The following is a 15,126-nucleotide window of genomic DNA, read 5'->3' as shown; positions in this document are numbered from 1 at the left end:
TTTCGTGATTTTCCTTTGTTTCGTGGTTTGTTAATTACGGAGTACACACCAACAGGAGTTAACCATGGGAAACCCTAGCGGCAAATGCGCCATCGTCGGCATGGGCGAGACCGTCGTCGGCAAACGGCCCGACGCGACGACCAACTCGCTTCACCTTGAAGCGATCAAGGCTAGTCTCGACGACGCCGGCATCAAGGCCTCGCAAGTCGACGGCCTGTTGACCAATCAACCTCTCAACGACTCGCACCGGAGCTACGCGGTCAAACTGGCATCAATGGCGGGCATCGATCCGCTGTTTGCCACCGACCTCGCGCTCGGCGGCGCGACGCCCATCGCCATGGTGCAGCACGCCGTCCTCGCCATCGAAGCGGGCATGGCGACCACAGTCGTCTGCGTGCACGCGCGCAAACGCTCCACCGCCGATCCAACGCCCGGCCACCCGATCCGGCGCGGCGACGAGCATTGGGAAGAGCCCTGGGGTCACTTCTCGGCCGCCGGTGGCCACGCCTTCGCGGCGTCGCGCCACATGTACGAGTTCGGTACCAAAAGCGAAGACTTGGCCGAGATCGCCATCTCGACGCGCAAACACGCGAGCTTGAACAAAAACGCCACCATGCGCAAACCGATCACCCTGGAAGATCACCAGAACTCGCGCATGATCTGCGCGCCGCTGCGCCTGCTCGATTGCTCGCTGGAATCCGACGGCGGCGGCGCCGTGGTCGTCACCAGCGCCGAGCACGCCAAAGATTTTCCTAAGAAGCCGGTCCTGATCCTCGGCTTGGGGCAGCACCATCCGCATTCTAGTCTGATGAACGCGGCAACGTTGACCACGCTTGGCGGGAAAAAATCTTCCGAGTTGGCCTATAAAATGGCCGGACTCAAACCGAAGGACATGCACTTCGCCCAGCTTTACGATTGCTTCACCATCACGTCGATGATCACGCTGGAAGACTACGGCTTCTGCAAAAAGGGCGAAGGCAAAGATTTTGTCAAAAATGGCCGCATCACCATCGGCGGTGAGATTCCACTGAACACGCACGGCGGTTTACTATCCCAGGCCCATCTCGAAGGGCAATTGCACATCACCGAAGCCGTGAAGCAGTTGCGCGGCAACGAAGTCGAACCCGAGCGCCAAGTAAAGGACGCCAAGGTCGGCATTGTCAGCGGCCACGGCGGCAGTTTAGCCATGCATGCAACCATGATCTTGGGGGTACAATGAGCAAAGATGAACGCGGGCGCCCGACGCGCCGAGGGCAACCTTTTTTAGAAGAACCGGAAGCCAAGCCGTTTTGGGCCGCTTGCAAGGAGCACCAGTTGGCGGCGCAGCGCTGCAAGTCGTGCAAGAAGATCTACGGATTTCCGCCGCAGTCGCACTGCCCCCATTGTCTGTCGATGGATCATGAGTGGGAGACGCTGAGCGGCAAGGGCACGGTCTACTCACACATCGCCTACCATCGCTCATGGCATCCAGCGTATCAGGACAAGATTCCCTACAATGTTTCGTTGATCGATTTAGCCGAAGGCGGCCGCATGGTCAGCAACGTCGTCGACTGCAAACCGGAAGACGTCAAATGCGGCATGGCCGTGGAAGTCGTCTTTGAAGACGGCCCGGAATTTACAATTCCCAAGTTTCGCCCGGTGAAGTAGCAAAACGCGATAACCCGTGGGGACAGGTCGCGACCTGTCCCCACGACCCCTCCACGCACTCCTCAGTTCCGGTAGAGCCGCTCGATAAAGCCATTCTTCTGCAGTTCGACAACGATACTGTTGTCGGCAATGTCCACCGGTTTGAGCGTCGCACCAGTCGTGCGCGCCACGGCTCTTTTATTTGCGTTTCCACTCCTTGGCGGTTGACCAGCGGCACACGCTCGAACAGCTTCAAGTGGCCTAGGTAGGAACTCTCCTTGTTGGGCTCAAGACCAAGCGCCCGGAGAAAAACCTGGGCCGCGACATCGGAGGCGCTGCCGACGCGGCTGATGCCGACGTTTTTGCCGCGCAGATCCGCGGCGGTCTTGATCGAGTCGTTGACGACAAAGTCGTAGGCCAACGTGCTGAGCAAACAGGCCGGCATCACCAGCGTCACGCCGCCAACAGCCATGCTCGCGACGTTGCTCGCCACGCCATTGGCGATCTGCACGTCGCCGGCAATCAGCGCCGCGATGTTGGTGGTCGAGCTGGGAATAAAGATCAAATCAACCTCGAGGCCGTGCTTTTGATAACACTCTCTCTCCTTGGCGACGTACCAAACCGCGTTGGTGGTGTCGACAGAGGCGTAGGCGAGTTTCAGTTTCTGCTGCGCAAGGCCTGGTCGGGCGCCAAAAATCAGCATGGCGATGGCGAATATTATCATTGCAACTCGGTGGCCTCGGTTCATGTTCCCTCTTTTTTCTCGGTGTTGAGATTTTGACGCTAACTTAATGGCTCTCCGTTTAGCAGGCAAGCCGTTTGAGCGTCAGAGCCTTGGCGGACTAGTCGGATTTAGCGAAATTTGGAAATGCCGATGATCACTATTGGAGCGCTGCATGATGTTTTGGGAAAGCAATGGCGCTTCAAATTGCTAGGCATCAAAAAGGTCCGCGATGGCGCAAAACTGGTTGACACGATTCAACAGCTACCTGCCGATGGGCGGCTCCCTGCCCGAGGCGGTTTGGCTGAGCCGCCATCGCTTTCTCGTTGGCTTCACCTGGCTTCATGCCGTAGTGATCTCTCTTTCCGGCATGATCTTTCAGTCGCGTTGGGAACTGAGTATCGCATCCTTGTTCGACAACGAGTCCGTGCTCCACGCCTTCGTTGAGTGCTGGATTGTCTTTGTCTGCGCCGCTTTTGCAAGCTGGCAGCGCCTTGGGCGCAGCGCCCGCGCCACCTGCGTGGGCTTCGGGCTGATGAGCTCTTCGGCCATCATGGTCCATCTATCCGGCGGCTACATCGAATTTCACTTTCACTTCTTTGTCATGATCGTGTTTCTCGCCCTCTACCAAGACTGGATTCCTTTCGGTCTGGCGATCGTCTTCGTCGCGCTGCACCACGGCGTGGTCGGCATCCTCTGGCCGGAGGACGTCTATAACCATGCCGCGGCGATCGCTTCGCCCTGGACTTGGGCCGGCATCCACGCCGCCTTTGTGCTTTCGGCGGCGCTCGGCAGCGTCATCGCTTGGCGCTTCAACGAAACCGCCTATGCTTGGACTCGGCAGATTTTGGATGCGGCGAGTAATGGGATCTTTGGCCTCGACGGCGACGGGCAGGTGACGTTTGTCAATCCCGCCGCCTGCAAATTGTTGGGCCTAACCGAAAACCGCGTCATGGGCAAGCAGATTGTTGCGATCTTACCCGGCCTCGGCGCCCAAAGGCTGGTTCCCGGCGGCGCGGGCTGCACGCTGCTTTCACCGTTCACCCACGGCCGGGCGCAAAGCACCAACGACGGGCTGTTTTGGCGGGCTGACGGCACAAGCATTCCGGTCGACTACGAGAGCTCTCCCATTGTCGAGCGCGGCCACGTCACCGGCGTCGTGGTCAGCTTCCGCGACATCAGCCAACGCAAGAAACTGCACGATCTCAATCGCTCCAATGCCGAGCTCGAACAGTTCGCCTACGTCGCTTCGCACGACTTGCAGGAGCCGCTGCGCATGATTACCAGCTACACGAATCTCCTCGCCAAGCGGTACGCCGCTAACTTCGACGATGACGCCAAAGAATTTATGGGCTACATCACCGACGGCGCCAAACGGATGCAGATCTTGATCAACGATCTACTGGCCTATTCAAGAGTGGGCACCAAGGGTAAAGCGTTTGCACCGGTGGACATGGAGTCGGAGCTCATGCGCACGCTAGCCGTGCTGCAGATCGCGATCGCCGAGAGCGGCGCAACGGTGACCCATGACCCGCTACCCGCGGTGTCCGGAGATGACGTGCAGATGGGTCAACTGCTGCAGAACCTGATCGGCAACTCGATCAAATACCGCGGCAAACAGAGTCCTTCGATCCATATCGCTTGCGAGCGCCAGGAGAACTACTGGCGCTTTTCCGTGCGCGACAACGGCATCGGCATCGACCCCAAGTTTGCCGAGCACATCTTCGTCATTTTTCAACGTCTGCACAATAAAGAAGAATATGCCGGCACCGGCATTGGCCTGGCCTTGTGCAAGCGGATCGTCGAACGCCACGGCGGCAAGATTTGGGTCGAATCCCAGATTGGCCAAGGGGCGACTTTTTACTTTACGCTGCCAACGGACGGAGAACCGACGGAAACGCACAAAGCAAGCACGGCGGCAGGACAACTTTTTTCCGGCTCGGCCGCCCACGGCTAGGTTTACGGGCGCTATCGCAGCCGCTCGCCGCGCCGAGTCAAGCCAGAGGTGCGCGCCCATCGCTTGCACAGCGCCCGGCGATCGGGCATGCCTGTTTGCACGCCAATGGCAAAAGCGAAGAAACTACCGATCAGCAACACGACTGCGGGCAACGGCTTGATGGTTCATCTGGTCGATGGCACCTATGAGTTGTTCCGCCATTTCTACGGCATGCGCCGTTTCAACAAAGGGAAAGACTCCCGCTACGGCGCGGTGATCGGCGTGCTTCACACGGTTTTGGAAATGATCGAGGGCGGCGCCACCCATATCGGCGTGGCCACCGATCATGTCATCGAGTCCTTTCGCAACGGGCTCTGGCCGGGCTACAAAACCAGCCAAGGCATGGAGCCGGCGCTGCTCGCGCAGTTTCACCCGGTCGAAGACGCGCTTGACGCCATGGGCGTTGCGGTTTGGCCGATGACGGAATTGGAAGCCGACGATGGCCTGGCCTCGGCGGCGCGCATTGCCGCGGCCAACACGGCAGTGCAGAAAGTTTGCATCTGGACGCCCGACAAAGACTTGGCCCAGTGCGTGAGCGGCGATCGCGTCGTGCAAGTCGACCGCAAAAGCCAAACGATTCGCAATGCGGCGGGTGTGCGCGACAAGTTTGGCGTCGAGCCTGCATTGATTGCCGATTTTCTCGCACTGGTCGGCGATTCGGCCGACGGCTACCCAGGCATACCTGGCATCGGCGCAGTCTCAGCAGCGCGCCTCCTGAACACCCACGGCAAGATCGAAGATTTTCCGGCAGCACTCCTGGGCGAGAACCGCGCACTGGCACTGCTATTCAAAAATCTCGCCACGCTCAGAACCGACGCGGCGCTGGTCGACGACATCGGTGAGCTCCACTGGCGCGGCCCCACTGCCGAGTTCACGGCCTGGGTAGAACAATCGGGCGATCAGCGTTTGTTACAGCGTTGTTTGGCAGCGCAGAAGTTGGTGGTTGGCTAGGTCAGTGCATACGACACGCTAGACTTTGCCATCGCGAATCAAGGTTTCGGCAAGCCAAACATCTTCCGGCAGGGTGACTTTGAAATTGAGCCGCTCGCCTTCGATCACGTAGACGGGCTGGCCCATCCACTCGACGAGCATCGCGTCATCGGTCGCCTGAAAGCCCGCGCGAGCCGCGCGGCTATGCGCTTCATCGATTAATTCCCGGCGAAACACCTGCGGGGTTTGCACTTCGCGCAGCGTATTTCTAGGCGGTGTAGACTGCACGCGGCCTTCGGCATTCACAAACTTAATCGTGTCGCGCGGCACCGAGCCCGGCACCACAGCGCCGTGTTTCTGCGCTGCGTCGATGCAGCGCTCGAACAGCGCCGGGCTGACAAACGGCCGCGCGCCGTCGTGGATCGCGACGATGTCGACGTCGCCGTCGAGTTTCGCCAACCCGTTTCGCACCGAATCTTGGCGCAGCGTGCCGCCGGTTTGCAACACCCAGGGCCGGGCCGCCAGGTTGGCATCTTGCCGCAGCATCGATTCCGCGCGGGAGAGTTCGCCGGCCGCAACGACCACGATCGCTCGGGTGATTCTCTTCACTGCGAACACGCGATCGAGCGTGCGCCGCAACAGCTCTCGGCCACAGAGCGGCAGATAGACTTTCGGCAACTCGCCGCCGACGCGGCTCCCCGAGCCGGCGGCCACCACGATCGCGCTTACGTTCATCGGTTGGCAGTTTAACTGCTAAAAACACAAAAGCCGAGAGATATCTCTCGGCTTTTGTGTTCGAATTCTGATGGAACAATCAGTGCGTAAAAATGTGGCGCAGCTCCTCCATGATCTTCTCTTCGGAGTGGGAGCGTGCGATGGAAAGCTCCTTCACCAGCAGATTGCGCGCCGTATCGAGCATCTTGCGCTCGCCAAAGGAAAGCTCCTTGTCACCCTTCAACACAAAAAGGTCACGAAGAACTTTCGCGATTTCCAGGATTGAGCCGGTCTTGATCTTTTCGGTGTACTCGCGATAGCGCCGGTTCCAGGTTTGTTGGTCGGTTTCGATTTTTTTCTGGCGCAAAATCTTATAGACCTTGGTCACCATGGCGCGATCAATGACTTTTCTGAGCCCCACGGAGTCGACGTTGTCGATCGGGATCATGATTTTCATGTCGGTCTCTAGGATCCGTAACATGTAGAACTTTTTTTCTGTGCCCGAAATCACGTGACTTCGGATTGCTTCGATTTCCCCGACCCCATGCGCTGGGTAGACGACTTTCTCACCGACCTTGAACATAGTGACCTCCTAGTGACCGATCGCTTTGCTGCGTTAGTTCAAACTGAGACCGAAGGTAGAAGACTGAACGGTGACTGAGACTAAGGATTGACAAAGGGGAGAGCAGAGGTGAAATGGAGAGTTGTTGTCTTAGCTGCGCGTTCTGGTCGAGAGTGTTAAATTTGCAGCTTTCCATTACGTCTTTTGTTGTGAATAACCGCTAAAAAAACTAGCGGTCCGACACACGAGACCGCCATGTCATTCACTTCAAACAAAATACTTATACAACAGGCGTAACAGAGCCGTCAAGAGAGCTTCTTTTTTCCCGAAATAATAATTTTTTCAAGCACTTACAGCGCAAAGGCAAACTTGGAGCAAGAACCCAGAAATCCAGCAACTTGCGCCCAAAAACGGACCTAAAAGTTGAGATTTAGCGACATCAGGAGGGCATCTTCGCCATCGTCGGAATAATAGCCCCGGCGCTCCCCCGTAAAGACAAATCCCTGCGAAAGATAGAGCTTTTGCGCCACTGAATTCGATTTACGGACCTCTAATGTGACCCGCAGGGAATCTCGTTCCCGTGCCGCGCGCACGGCGTGATCGAGCAGCCTGCGGCCGATCCCGACACAGCGAAACTCCCGATGAACCGCGATGTTATGAATATCGACTTCGTCAGGTAGGACCCAATAAAGAACATAGCCGACGATCTTACCGTTGATTTCTGCTAACACTGAACGGGCACACTGCACGCCGATTTCCTGCAGAAAAAACTTTTCACTCCACGGATAACGATACGCCGTGCGTTCGATCGCCATGACCTCATTGATGTCGGTCGGGTCCATGGGCCGAAACGACACACCGTTAGCGTAGACAAAAAAGCCACGGGAAGACTCCTCTCCCTGTGGCTTTTCAAAAGACTCGATCTCCAATATTTTTTCGCTAGCGATAGCTTCTTCCCCAGTGGCTGCCTTTATCCTTCAGTAAGATCACTTGCAGCAGCTTGTTTCCAAAATGGTGCGCGAAACCGATGACCCGATCGCGCAAGGGAATCGCCGTAGTAAACTCGGGCGGAAAGGCGCCGACACTGGAAGAAATCTTACGCACCTGTTCGTCTGTGCATTTGGCTTTGACGATCAGTTGACCGTCCTGCAGCGCCAAATCATAGTCGTAGTCTGGCAGCTCCTCGGGCAACTGCGGCTTTTTCGCCACACCGATGTCGGGCATCCAGCGCGGAAATTCCATCTTGAGGAGAAACGCCCCGCCGCGATCCTCGAGCGTATAGACGTTGCCGTAGCGGCGCTCGCGCTCGAGCTTGTCGACAAATCCTTTCGAATAAAAACCATCGACCGGTATCGGCAAATCGCGCAATAGACCGCCGTACTTCGCGACCAACGGCGCGACGATGCCGCCAAGCGGCGCGCCGTAGACCGAAGCCGGGAATTCGATTTCATCGGCCGGCTTCACACCGAAAATGCCCTTGCGCATACGCCACAGACCTTCGACCACCGCGACAAGAATGCCGATCAGCACCCAGCTATTGATCGCGTTGCTAAAAATAATCTGCGGGCCTTTAACCATGGTAGCCACGACCATGCAAATAAGCGGATAGAGCACGAAGTTGTGTAATATGTTCGCCGCAGTGCTACCTGCCGAAGTAAAAAGCGGGCTGGCCACCGCCAACTCTAGACGCTTCTTAACGTTGTGTGGCAGCGCACCCAAGATTGGCTGCGCCAGAATCACTATCGCTTTGCCCAAGCCATGGCTGAGCGATCCACCACTTTGATACTGGGTCGATACCTCTTCAAAGCTGCCCGGCAGCTCATTCGGAAAGGTCTTCTTCGGCCGCGGCGGCGCTTTGACAGGAGCCGGTTTGGGTGCGGCGGCTTGTACCGCAGGGCGCGCAACCGGCGCCGCGGCTTTCGCCAGCGGCGCAGCTGCGGGCGCTGCGGCAGCGGCCGGCGCTGCAGGCTTGGCCTCGCTGGCAGCGGGTTTTGCAGCAGCTGCTCCCTCGCCCTTGCGAAAACGCGATTGTAAATTTTGGCTGAAGTCGGTTTCGGGGTGAAGCTGCTTTACCCTCGCGAGCAGGACTTCTTCGGTTTCAATATTGTTCGGGTCCGTGATGCAGACGTCGACCGGGCAAACCGCCGCACAAGCTTCGTAGTCGTGAAATCCGACGCATTCCGTGCACAGTAACGGGTCGATCTTGAAGATCGGATCGCCCTGACTGATCGCATTATTGGGGCATTCCGGTTCGCATGCGCCGCAATTAATACAATCGGCCGCTATCATCGTGGCCATTCAGAAACCCCCGGTTTTTATTGATTTTTATTACTCGGTCCGGGCTGCGAAGTCAATCATTTGCGGGTTTGTTGCAAGTGCCGGAACGTTCATGTTACCTAATCACTTCGGGGCGGCGTACCCAAGTGGTTAAGGGAGAGGTCTGCAAAACCTCGATGCAGCGGTTCGAATCCGCTCGCCGCCTCCAAATTCTCTTCTCCACATCCCGGATCGAGAAGCAGTTTCAGAGTTTCAGCTCGCGGCGGCGAGCAACCTGTCCAGCTCCCCTGTCGAGTCCAGATAGCGCGCGTCGTCGTAGCCGCCGATCGGCCGGCCATCGATAAAGATTTGCGGCACGGTGCGGCGTTGCGATAGCCGCTCCATCTCGGCGCGGCGCGCGGGGTCGTCGGTTACGTCGATCTCTTCAAAATCTACTTTTTTCGCCTGTAGCAATTGCTTTGCGCCCTTACAATAGGGACACCAATCGGTCGTGTAGATCACAACTGTTGCCATGTTTGCTTGCTCCCCTTGCGTAACCAGCAATGCGCATACCCGACATCCGTCCAATCGGCCGGCGAGTTTCAAACTCGCCCCGCATTCGGATTCACTTTGCGCTTTTTCTATTTGCGTCCTTTGCGTTTTTAGCGACCATTTGTAATTACTGTGCGAATGAAATTGATCGGCCTCACCGGCGGCATCGCTTCAGGCAAAAGCACAGTCGCAGACATCCTTCGGCGCATGGGTGCTGCCATCGTCGATGCCGACGTTTTGTCGCGCGAAGTTGTTGAGCCTGGCCAGCAAGCCTGGCAAGAGATCGTCAACACCTTCGGTGCCGATGTCCTGCAAGCCGACCGAAAGCTCGACCGGCAAAAATTGCGCAAGATTATCTTCGACAATCCCGGCGCGCGCAAACAGCTCGAAGTGATTATTCATCCACGCGTTCGCGCCTTGGCAGAGCAGCGCATTGCCGAGCATCGAGCCACCGGCTTCGAGCTGATCGTCTACGAAGTCCCTCTGCTTTTTGAGGGCAAAATTCATGAATGGCTGCGTCCGGTCATCTTGGTGGCTTGCGACCTAGAAACCCAGCGGCGCCGCGTGGAGCAGCGCGACAACGTCAGCTCCGAGGCTGCGCAAAAAATTATCGATGCGCAAATGAGTCTGGATGAAAAACGGAAACTCGCCGACTATACGATTGAAAACAACGGCAGTCTGGCCGAGCTCGAGCGTCAAGTGCACGAAGTCATCGATAGAATCAAAGCTACTTGACCCGCTCCTGATAGCTGCCGTCGGTCGGATCGACTCTCACCTTGTCGCCCACGGTAATAAACGGCGGCACCTGCACAGTGACACCGGTCTCTAACTTCGCCGGCTTATAAGACGCGCTCGCGGTCGCGCCTTTCATCGGCGGCTCGGTATCGATCACTTCCAAGTCGACTGTCGACGGCGGGTTGATACCGACCGGTTTCTCTTCGTAGAATTCGATACTCACGACCGAATTAGGCAGCAGGAACTTGAGCAAATCGCCGATATCGTCGGCCGTCAGAGCGATCTGCTCATAGTTCTCGGTGTCCATGAACGTGTACATGTCGCCCTCGGCGTAGAGATACTGCATCCGGCGCGTGTCCAAGATCGCCTGATCGACGCGGTCTTCCGAGCGGAACTTGTACTCGGTGCCGATGCCGGTCTTCAGGTTTTTCATTTTCGTCTGCATGAAGCCGCGCTTGTTGCCGGGCGTTAAATGATGCACCGCAGTAACGCGATACAAATCCTTTTCGTGCACGATAATCATCCCCGGCCGTAGTTGGGTCGCTTGAACCATAAAACGCAATCCTTCCTAAGCGGAATCGTAGATTTCTAGCAGTTTAGGGCATTACCTTCAATTCGCCGGAACGCTCACCTGCGCGCGATCGTTGTCCCAACGGTTTGAACAACGATTAAGCGTACAGCCCGCGCCACAACATCGCCTTAGAGACGCGCTCGATGCCGATCATCAGCGCCGCCTGGCGCATATCGACTTTGTGCTTGTGGCTCATCGCCAGCACGTCGTGAAACGCCTTGACTAAAATATCTCTGAGCTTTTTGTTGACTTCGTCTTCGGTCCAAAAGAAATTTTGCAGATCTTGCACCCACTCAAAGTACGAGACCACAACTCCGCCGGCGTTGGCGAGAATATCGGGAATCAAAAACACGTCCTTATCTCGGAGCACTTCATCGGCTTCAGGAGTGGTCGGACCGTTTGCGCCTTCGGCAAGGATGCGGCACTGCAATCTGCCCACGTTCTCCTGGGTGATCTGCATTTCCAAAGCCGCCGGCACGAGAATGTCACATTTCAATTCAAGCAACTGCGCGTTGGTGATTTTCTCGCCGTACGGGCAACTTTCCAAGCTGTGATTTTTATCGGCCACTTCCAACAGTTTGTCGATCGGCAATCCTTTGGCATCGTAAAATCCGCCGGTGCGGTCAGCCACCCCGACTATTTTCACGCCGGCGGCGGCGAGCTCCTTGCACGCCACCGAGCCGACGTTGCCGAAACCTTGCACAACCGCCGTGCATTTCTGCAAATCAATCTTCAAATGATTCGCCGCCTCAATAATCGTATAAACAACGCCGCGTCCGGTTGCTTCACGCCGCCCTAGCGTGCCGCCGATCGCCACCGGTTTGCCGGTCACGATCTCCGGCACGGCGTGGCCTTTGTGCTGCGAGTAGGTGTCCATGATCCAGGCCATCACCTGCTCGTTGGTGCCCATGTCCGGCGCCGGCACGTCGACCTCGGGGCCGATAAAGTTGAGTATTTCGGCGGTGTAGCGGCGCGTCATCGACTGCAGCTCGTGGCGCGAGAGCAGCGCCGGATCGCAGGTGATGCCGCCCTTGGCGCCGCCCAGCGGCAGGCCCACCAGCGAACATTTCCACGTCATCCACATCGCCAACGCCGATACTTCACCCAGATTTACCTCTGGATGGTAACGGATACCGCCCTTGAACGGACCCAAGACATCGTTGTGCTGCACGCGGTAGCCGGTAAAAACATGCACGTGGCCGTCGTCCATGCGCGTCGGCACGCTGACGATCATGGCACGATCGGGCCGACACAGCCGAGTTGCGACGTTTGGATCGAGGTTCAACCGCGCCGCAGCGGTTTCGAACTGCTGCACCGCCATCGCCTGGGTCGCGTTGGTCGATTCGGTAATCGCCATGATGTCTCCGTGCAAAAGTAATACTGGTTGGGAACAATTATCCGGGCGGCCAACTCATTTGACGGCCGCCGAGGAGATGATAGTGAATATGAAAAACCGACTGCCCGGCATCGGCGCCGGAGTTGACCACGACACGAAAGCCGCTCTCCGCGATGCCCTCTTCGCGCGCCAACTTTGCCGCGACTTGGTAGATATGACCGACCAAAGATCCGTCCTCCGGCTTCAGGTCCAACACGCCGGCAATGTGTTTGCGCGGAATAATCAAGATATGCACCGGTGCTTTTGGGCTGATGTCTCTGAACGCCACGACCGATTCGTCTTGGTAAACGATCTGTCCCTTGATCTTGCCCTCGGCAATACTGCAAAAAAGACAATCCGCCATAGCGCTCTCCAATTTTCAATCAGTCCGAGCCCGGCAGGCGCGCGTAGATCTGCCCGTCGGCAATTTCGACGGGGCAGCTTTGCAGCGAGAGACCGACACAGGGGCCCCAAATACATTCGCCCGTCGGCGGCTCGAACACAGCGCCATGGGTGGCGCACATGACGTAGCGCTCGTCGGAGCTGAAGAACAAATTATCGACAAAATCGAGGGCGATGCCGGTATGCGGGCAGCGATTGATAAACGCGAAATGGTTACCTTGATAGTTGACCAGGAATGCTTCCAACTCCCGGTTGCCCCGTTTCATCCGAAATTTTCGACTCTTGCCCGGCTCGATCTCGCCAATGGCCGCCACTAGGGTCCCAGAAGGTTTCTTGTCTACTGTCATAGCCTCTTTCTACACTCACTCAGCGAGCGGCCTCAAGTCCCCCTCGGGGCAGCCGACCAACACTTCCCCATCGTCCACCTGAACCGGCAGTCTGTAAAGCGACTCTCCTTTGCAGGGCCCGTCGATGCACAACCCTGTGCCAAATTCATAAACCGCGCCGTGCGTGTAACAGCGCAGGTGCTTGCGGTCCTCGGTGAGGAATTCGTCGCGCACGAAATCGAGCGGCGTCGGCATGTGCCGGCAGCGATTGACGTACGCATGAAAGTTGCCGCCATCGTTGACGAGAAAAGCGTCGAGCCGGTACTGCTGGCAGATCAGCCAAAATTTTTTCACCGTCCCTGGCGCCACTTCTTCTACGTTTGCGATCGCCCGCCCGCCGAGCCGGCTCTCGGCCGCCATCCGTTTTTTGTCGCGCACGAAAACGAAGCGATGGATGGCGAGGCCGATAAGATAGGCCGCCAGAAAAAACAGGGAGAGATAAATCGTGAGGGCCATCGGGAAGGGATTTGTTTCGGGTTCCGCGTTTCGGGTTTTGAGCTCAAGACTGCAGCTCGGCTTCTCCTCCCAAATCCGAACTTCGCGTCCTTGGCGGCTTCGTGGTGAGAGTTTTACTTCGATTCCTTATCGACGAACTGACGGATCTGTTTGACCCCCTGCGGCGTCTGCTTGCCGGCGATTCCCATCACCTTCATCAGGTCGGTGGTCATCTCGGCGGTCACTTGATCTTGCACGCTGCCTTTGCCCTCGGGGTCGGCTTTCAAAAAAACCATGATCTTCTCTTTGGCGACGCCGGTGCGCTCCAAGCCATCGAGAAACTCGCCGTAGCCGACTTTGCCACGCAGCTGTTCCACGCACGCAAGCAATTTTTTGCAGTCAGCGCAGATGCGCGCCAACAACCCGGCTCCCTGGCCGCAGTAGATGCATTGTCGCATAGGATTACTTCTGCGCCATCGCCTGGGCCCAGAGCCCCTGCAAACCCGACAAAAGATTTTTACTGGTAGCGACCACGCCGCGATGCTTAGGCGTCTCGCGGTTAAACAACATCGGGTTGCCGTCGCCGTCGACGACTTTGCCGCCGGCCTCCTCGACCATCAGCACGCCGGCGCAGATGTCCCATTCGTGAATGTTTCGAAACGTCAGCGTCGCGTCGCCGGCGCCGCCGGCGACTTTGGCCAAACGATAAGCGATGCTGCCAACGGGTTTGATCTCGCAGCGATCGACGAAAACTTGGAATTTTTTTTGCGGCTCGGAACGGCTGACTAAAAGTTTTGCGCCGTTGACGTCACTGCGCGTGGTCACTTGGATCGGTTGACTATTTAGATACGCGCCCTGTCCTGCCGACGCTTTGTAAAAGCGCTGCTTGGCCGGATTGTACACCACCGCCACTTTGGCGCGGCCATCGACAACAAAACCGATGGAGACGGCGAATTGCGGCACCCCTTCGATGAACTCTTTCGTGCCGTCGATGGGATCGATCACCCACACCCGCGACGCGCTCAACCGTTGCGTGTTGTCGGCGTCTTCTTCGGAGAGCCAACCGTCGCCCGGATAATTTCTGTGGATCGTCTCGCGGATCACCCGATTGGCTTCGAGGTCGGCCGTTGTCACGGGATTATTCTTCGACTTCTCCTGGACGTCGTACTTGCCCTTGAACAAGCCCATGATTAGTGTGCCGGCAGCGCGCGCAGCCGTCTCTGCGACGGCAAGCTCTTGACGATAATTATATCCTTCACTCATGAGATTACCGAACTTTCCGCACCTCGTTGTGCACCGGCGCGTACCATCTCTGCGATCGCAAGCTCAGAATCGCTCGGCTGCAGATTTACGCCACGAATCGCGTCTTCCAAAAGCACAACCTTGAATCCTTCTTTCAAGCCGTCGAGCACCGTGTGCTTGACACAGTAATCGGTGGCCAGACCGCCGACGTAGAGGCGGCGAATACCACGCGCGCGCAGCCATTCGCCTAGACGCACGCCGTCGCTGGTCACCGCATCGAATCCTGAGTAGCTATCGGCGTCGGGGCTTTCGCCCTTGGACATGACGATCACGCGATCGTCAAGCGCCAACTGCGGATGGAACTTGCCGCCTTCGCTGCCTTGCACACAATGCGACGGCCAAATACCGCCGCCTGATTTGAAGTGGCGAGTTTTTTCCGGATGCCAATCGCGCGTGGCGACGATCGGCAAACCGGCGGCAGCAAACTTCTCGATGTAGCGGTTCAACACCGCCACGATCTGGTCGCCCTCTGCGACGGCCAGCGCGCCGCCGGGACAGAAGTCGTTCTGCACGTCGACGAGAATCAGCGCAGCGTCACGTTCCATCGATTTTCATTATAAAGG

General features: G+C 57.4%; 18 protein-coding genes, 1 tRNA gene and 1 pseudogene. 6 read left to right on the top strand and 14 right to left on the bottom strand.

Going from position 1 to position 15,126, the window contains the following annotated elements; genetic code table 11:
• Window positions 1–64: 64 nt before the first annotated feature.
• Window positions 65–1,219 carry a thiolase family protein gene (locus tag FJ145_06870; GenBank protein ID MBM4261151.1) on the top strand — a complete coding sequence of 385 codons (1,155 nt, stop codon included), beginning with the start codon at window positions 65–67 and terminating at the stop codon, window positions 1,217–1,219.
• Window positions 1,216–1,647: a Zn-ribbon domain-containing OB-fold protein gene (locus tag FJ145_06865; protein MBM4261150.1), complete on the top strand. Its 432-nt coding sequence runs from the start codon at window positions 1,216–1,218 to the stop codon at window positions 1,645–1,647. Before FJ145_06870 ends, FJ145_06865 begins: the two co-directional genes overlap by 4 nt.
• Here the strand turns inward: FJ145_06865 and FJ145_06860 are convergent.
• Window positions 1,616–2,374, bottom strand: a complete 759-nt coding sequence (locus tag FJ145_06860) for an ABC transporter substrate-binding protein (protein MBM4261149.1) — start codon at window positions 2,372–2,374, stop codon at window positions 1,616–1,618. The two genes, FJ145_06865 and FJ145_06860, sit on opposite strands and share 32 nt — an antisense overlap.
• A 343-nt stretch (window positions 2,375–2,717) precedes the next feature.
• Between FJ145_06860 and FJ145_06855 the strand changes: the two genes are divergently transcribed.
• Window positions 2,718–4,304, top strand: a complete 1,587-nt coding sequence (locus FJ145_06855; GenBank protein MBM4261148.1) for a PAS domain S-box protein — start codon at window positions 2,718–2,720, stop codon at window positions 4,302–4,304.
• Window positions 4,305–4,460: 156 nt separating this feature from the next.
• Window positions 4,461–5,294: a flap endonuclease gene (locus FJ145_06850; GenBank protein ID MBM4261147.1), complete on the top strand. Its 834-nt coding sequence runs from the start codon at window positions 4,461–4,463 to the stop codon at window positions 5,292–5,294.
• Window positions 5,295–5,312: 18 nt separating this feature from the next.
• On the opposite strand, the gene ispD is transcribed toward FJ145_06850, so the two are convergent.
• From ispD to FJ145_06830, 4 genes and pseudogenes are all read right to left on the bottom strand, one after another.
• The gene (gene ispD / locus FJ145_06845) at window positions 5,313–6,008 is read right to left on the bottom strand and encodes a 2-C-methyl-D-erythritol 4-phosphate cytidylyltransferase (protein ID MBM4261146.1); all 696 of its coding nucleotides are present in this window, start codon (window positions 6,006–6,008) and stop codon (window positions 5,313–5,315) included.
• Between the two features lie 79 nt (window positions 6,009–6,087).
• On the bottom strand, window positions 6,088–6,570 hold the full coding sequence (locus FJ145_06840) for a CarD family transcriptional regulator (protein ID MBM4261145.1): 483 nt from the start codon (window positions 6,568–6,570) through the stop codon (window positions 6,088–6,090).
• Between the two features lie 395 nt (window positions 6,571–6,965).
• A complete protein-coding gene (rimI, locus tag FJ145_06835) occupies window positions 6,966–7,391 on the bottom strand; it encodes a ribosomal-protein-alanine N-acetyltransferase (protein ID MBM4261144.1) in 426 nt (141 codons plus the stop codon).
• A 1,213-nt stretch (window positions 7,392–8,604) separates the two neighbouring features.
• A pseudogene (locus FJ145_06830) lies at window positions 8,605–8,847 on the bottom strand (YfhL family 4Fe-4S dicluster ferredoxin).
• A 111-nt stretch (window positions 8,848–8,958) separates the two neighbouring features.
• Here FJ145_06830 and FJ145_06825 point away from each other — a divergent pair.
• Window positions 8,959–9,034, top strand: a tRNA-Cys gene (locus FJ145_06825).
• A 44-nt stretch (window positions 9,035–9,078) separates the two neighbouring features.
• Here the strand turns inward: FJ145_06825 and grxC are convergent.
• Window positions 9,079–9,339, bottom strand: coding sequence for a glutaredoxin 3 (gene grxC, locus FJ145_06820; protein ID MBM4261143.1), 261 nt, complete (start codon window positions 9,337–9,339; stop codon window positions 9,079–9,081).
• A 156-nt stretch (window positions 9,340–9,495) separates the two neighbouring features.
• Here grxC and FJ145_06815 point away from each other — a divergent pair, with 156 nt between their 5' ends.
• On the top strand, window positions 9,496–10,092 hold the full coding sequence (locus FJ145_06815) for a dephospho-CoA kinase (protein ID MBM4261142.1): 597 nt from the start codon (window positions 9,496–9,498) through the stop codon (window positions 10,090–10,092).
• Here the strand turns inward: FJ145_06815 and efp are convergent.
• The 8 genes from efp to pncA all read right to left on the bottom strand — a co-directional run bounded on the left by efp (window position 10,085) and on the right by pncA (window position 15,108).
• The gene (gene efp, locus FJ145_06810) at window positions 10,085–10,645 is read right to left on the bottom strand and encodes an elongation factor P (GenBank protein ID MBM4261141.1); all 561 of its coding nucleotides are present in this window, start codon (window positions 10,643–10,645) and stop codon (window positions 10,085–10,087) included. The genes FJ145_06815 and efp overlap by 8 nt on opposite strands.
• A gap of 115 nt (window positions 10,646–10,760) precedes the next feature.
• Entirely contained in the window at window positions 10,761–11,984 is a 1,224-nt protein-coding gene (locus FJ145_06805; GenBank protein ID MBM4261140.1) for a Glu/Leu/Phe/Val dehydrogenase, read from the bottom strand.
• A 73-nt stretch (window positions 11,985–12,057) separates the two neighbouring features.
• Window positions 12,058–12,402, bottom strand: coding sequence for a histidine triad nucleotide-binding protein (locus tag FJ145_06800; protein ID MBM4261139.1), 345 nt, complete (start codon window positions 12,400–12,402; stop codon window positions 12,058–12,060).
• 19 nt (window positions 12,403–12,421) lie between these two features.
• Window positions 12,422–12,787, bottom strand: coding sequence for a Rieske 2Fe-2S domain-containing protein (locus FJ145_06795; protein MBM4261138.1), 366 nt, complete (start codon window positions 12,785–12,787; stop codon window positions 12,422–12,424).
• Between the two features lie 15 nt (window positions 12,788–12,802).
• Window positions 12,803–13,282 carry a Rieske 2Fe-2S domain-containing protein gene (locus tag FJ145_06790; GenBank protein ID MBM4261137.1) on the bottom strand — a complete coding sequence of 160 codons (480 nt, stop codon included), beginning with the start codon at window positions 13,280–13,282 and terminating at the stop codon, window positions 12,803–12,805.
• Window positions 13,283–13,395: 113 nt separating this feature from the next.
• Complete coding sequence (locus FJ145_06785; GenBank protein ID MBM4261136.1) at window positions 13,396–13,719, bottom strand: hypothetical protein; 324 nt, start codon at window positions 13,717–13,719, stop codon at window positions 13,396–13,398.
• 4 nt (window positions 13,720–13,723) lie between these two features.
• Window positions 13,724–14,524 (bottom strand): 3'(2'),5'-bisphosphate nucleotidase CysQ, encoded by an 801-nt coding sequence (locus FJ145_06780; protein ID MBM4261135.1) that lies wholly within the window; start codon window positions 14,522–14,524, stop codon window positions 13,724–13,726.
• On the bottom strand, window positions 14,521–15,108 hold the full coding sequence (gene pncA / locus FJ145_06775; GenBank protein ID MBM4261134.1) for a bifunctional nicotinamidase/pyrazinamidase: 588 nt from the start codon (window positions 15,106–15,108) through the stop codon (window positions 14,521–14,523). Before pncA ends, FJ145_06780 begins: the two co-directional genes overlap by 4 nt.
• Between the last annotated feature and the right edge of the window lie 18 nt (window positions 15,109–15,126).

The sequence above is a fragment of the Deltaproteobacteria bacterium genome, from assembly GCA_016874755.1.
Lineage (GTDB): Bacteria > Desulfobacterota > Binatia > UBA9968 > UBA9968 > DP-20.
Note: the sequence above shows the minus strand (reverse complement) of the source record. Positions and strands in the feature narration are given on the sequence as shown.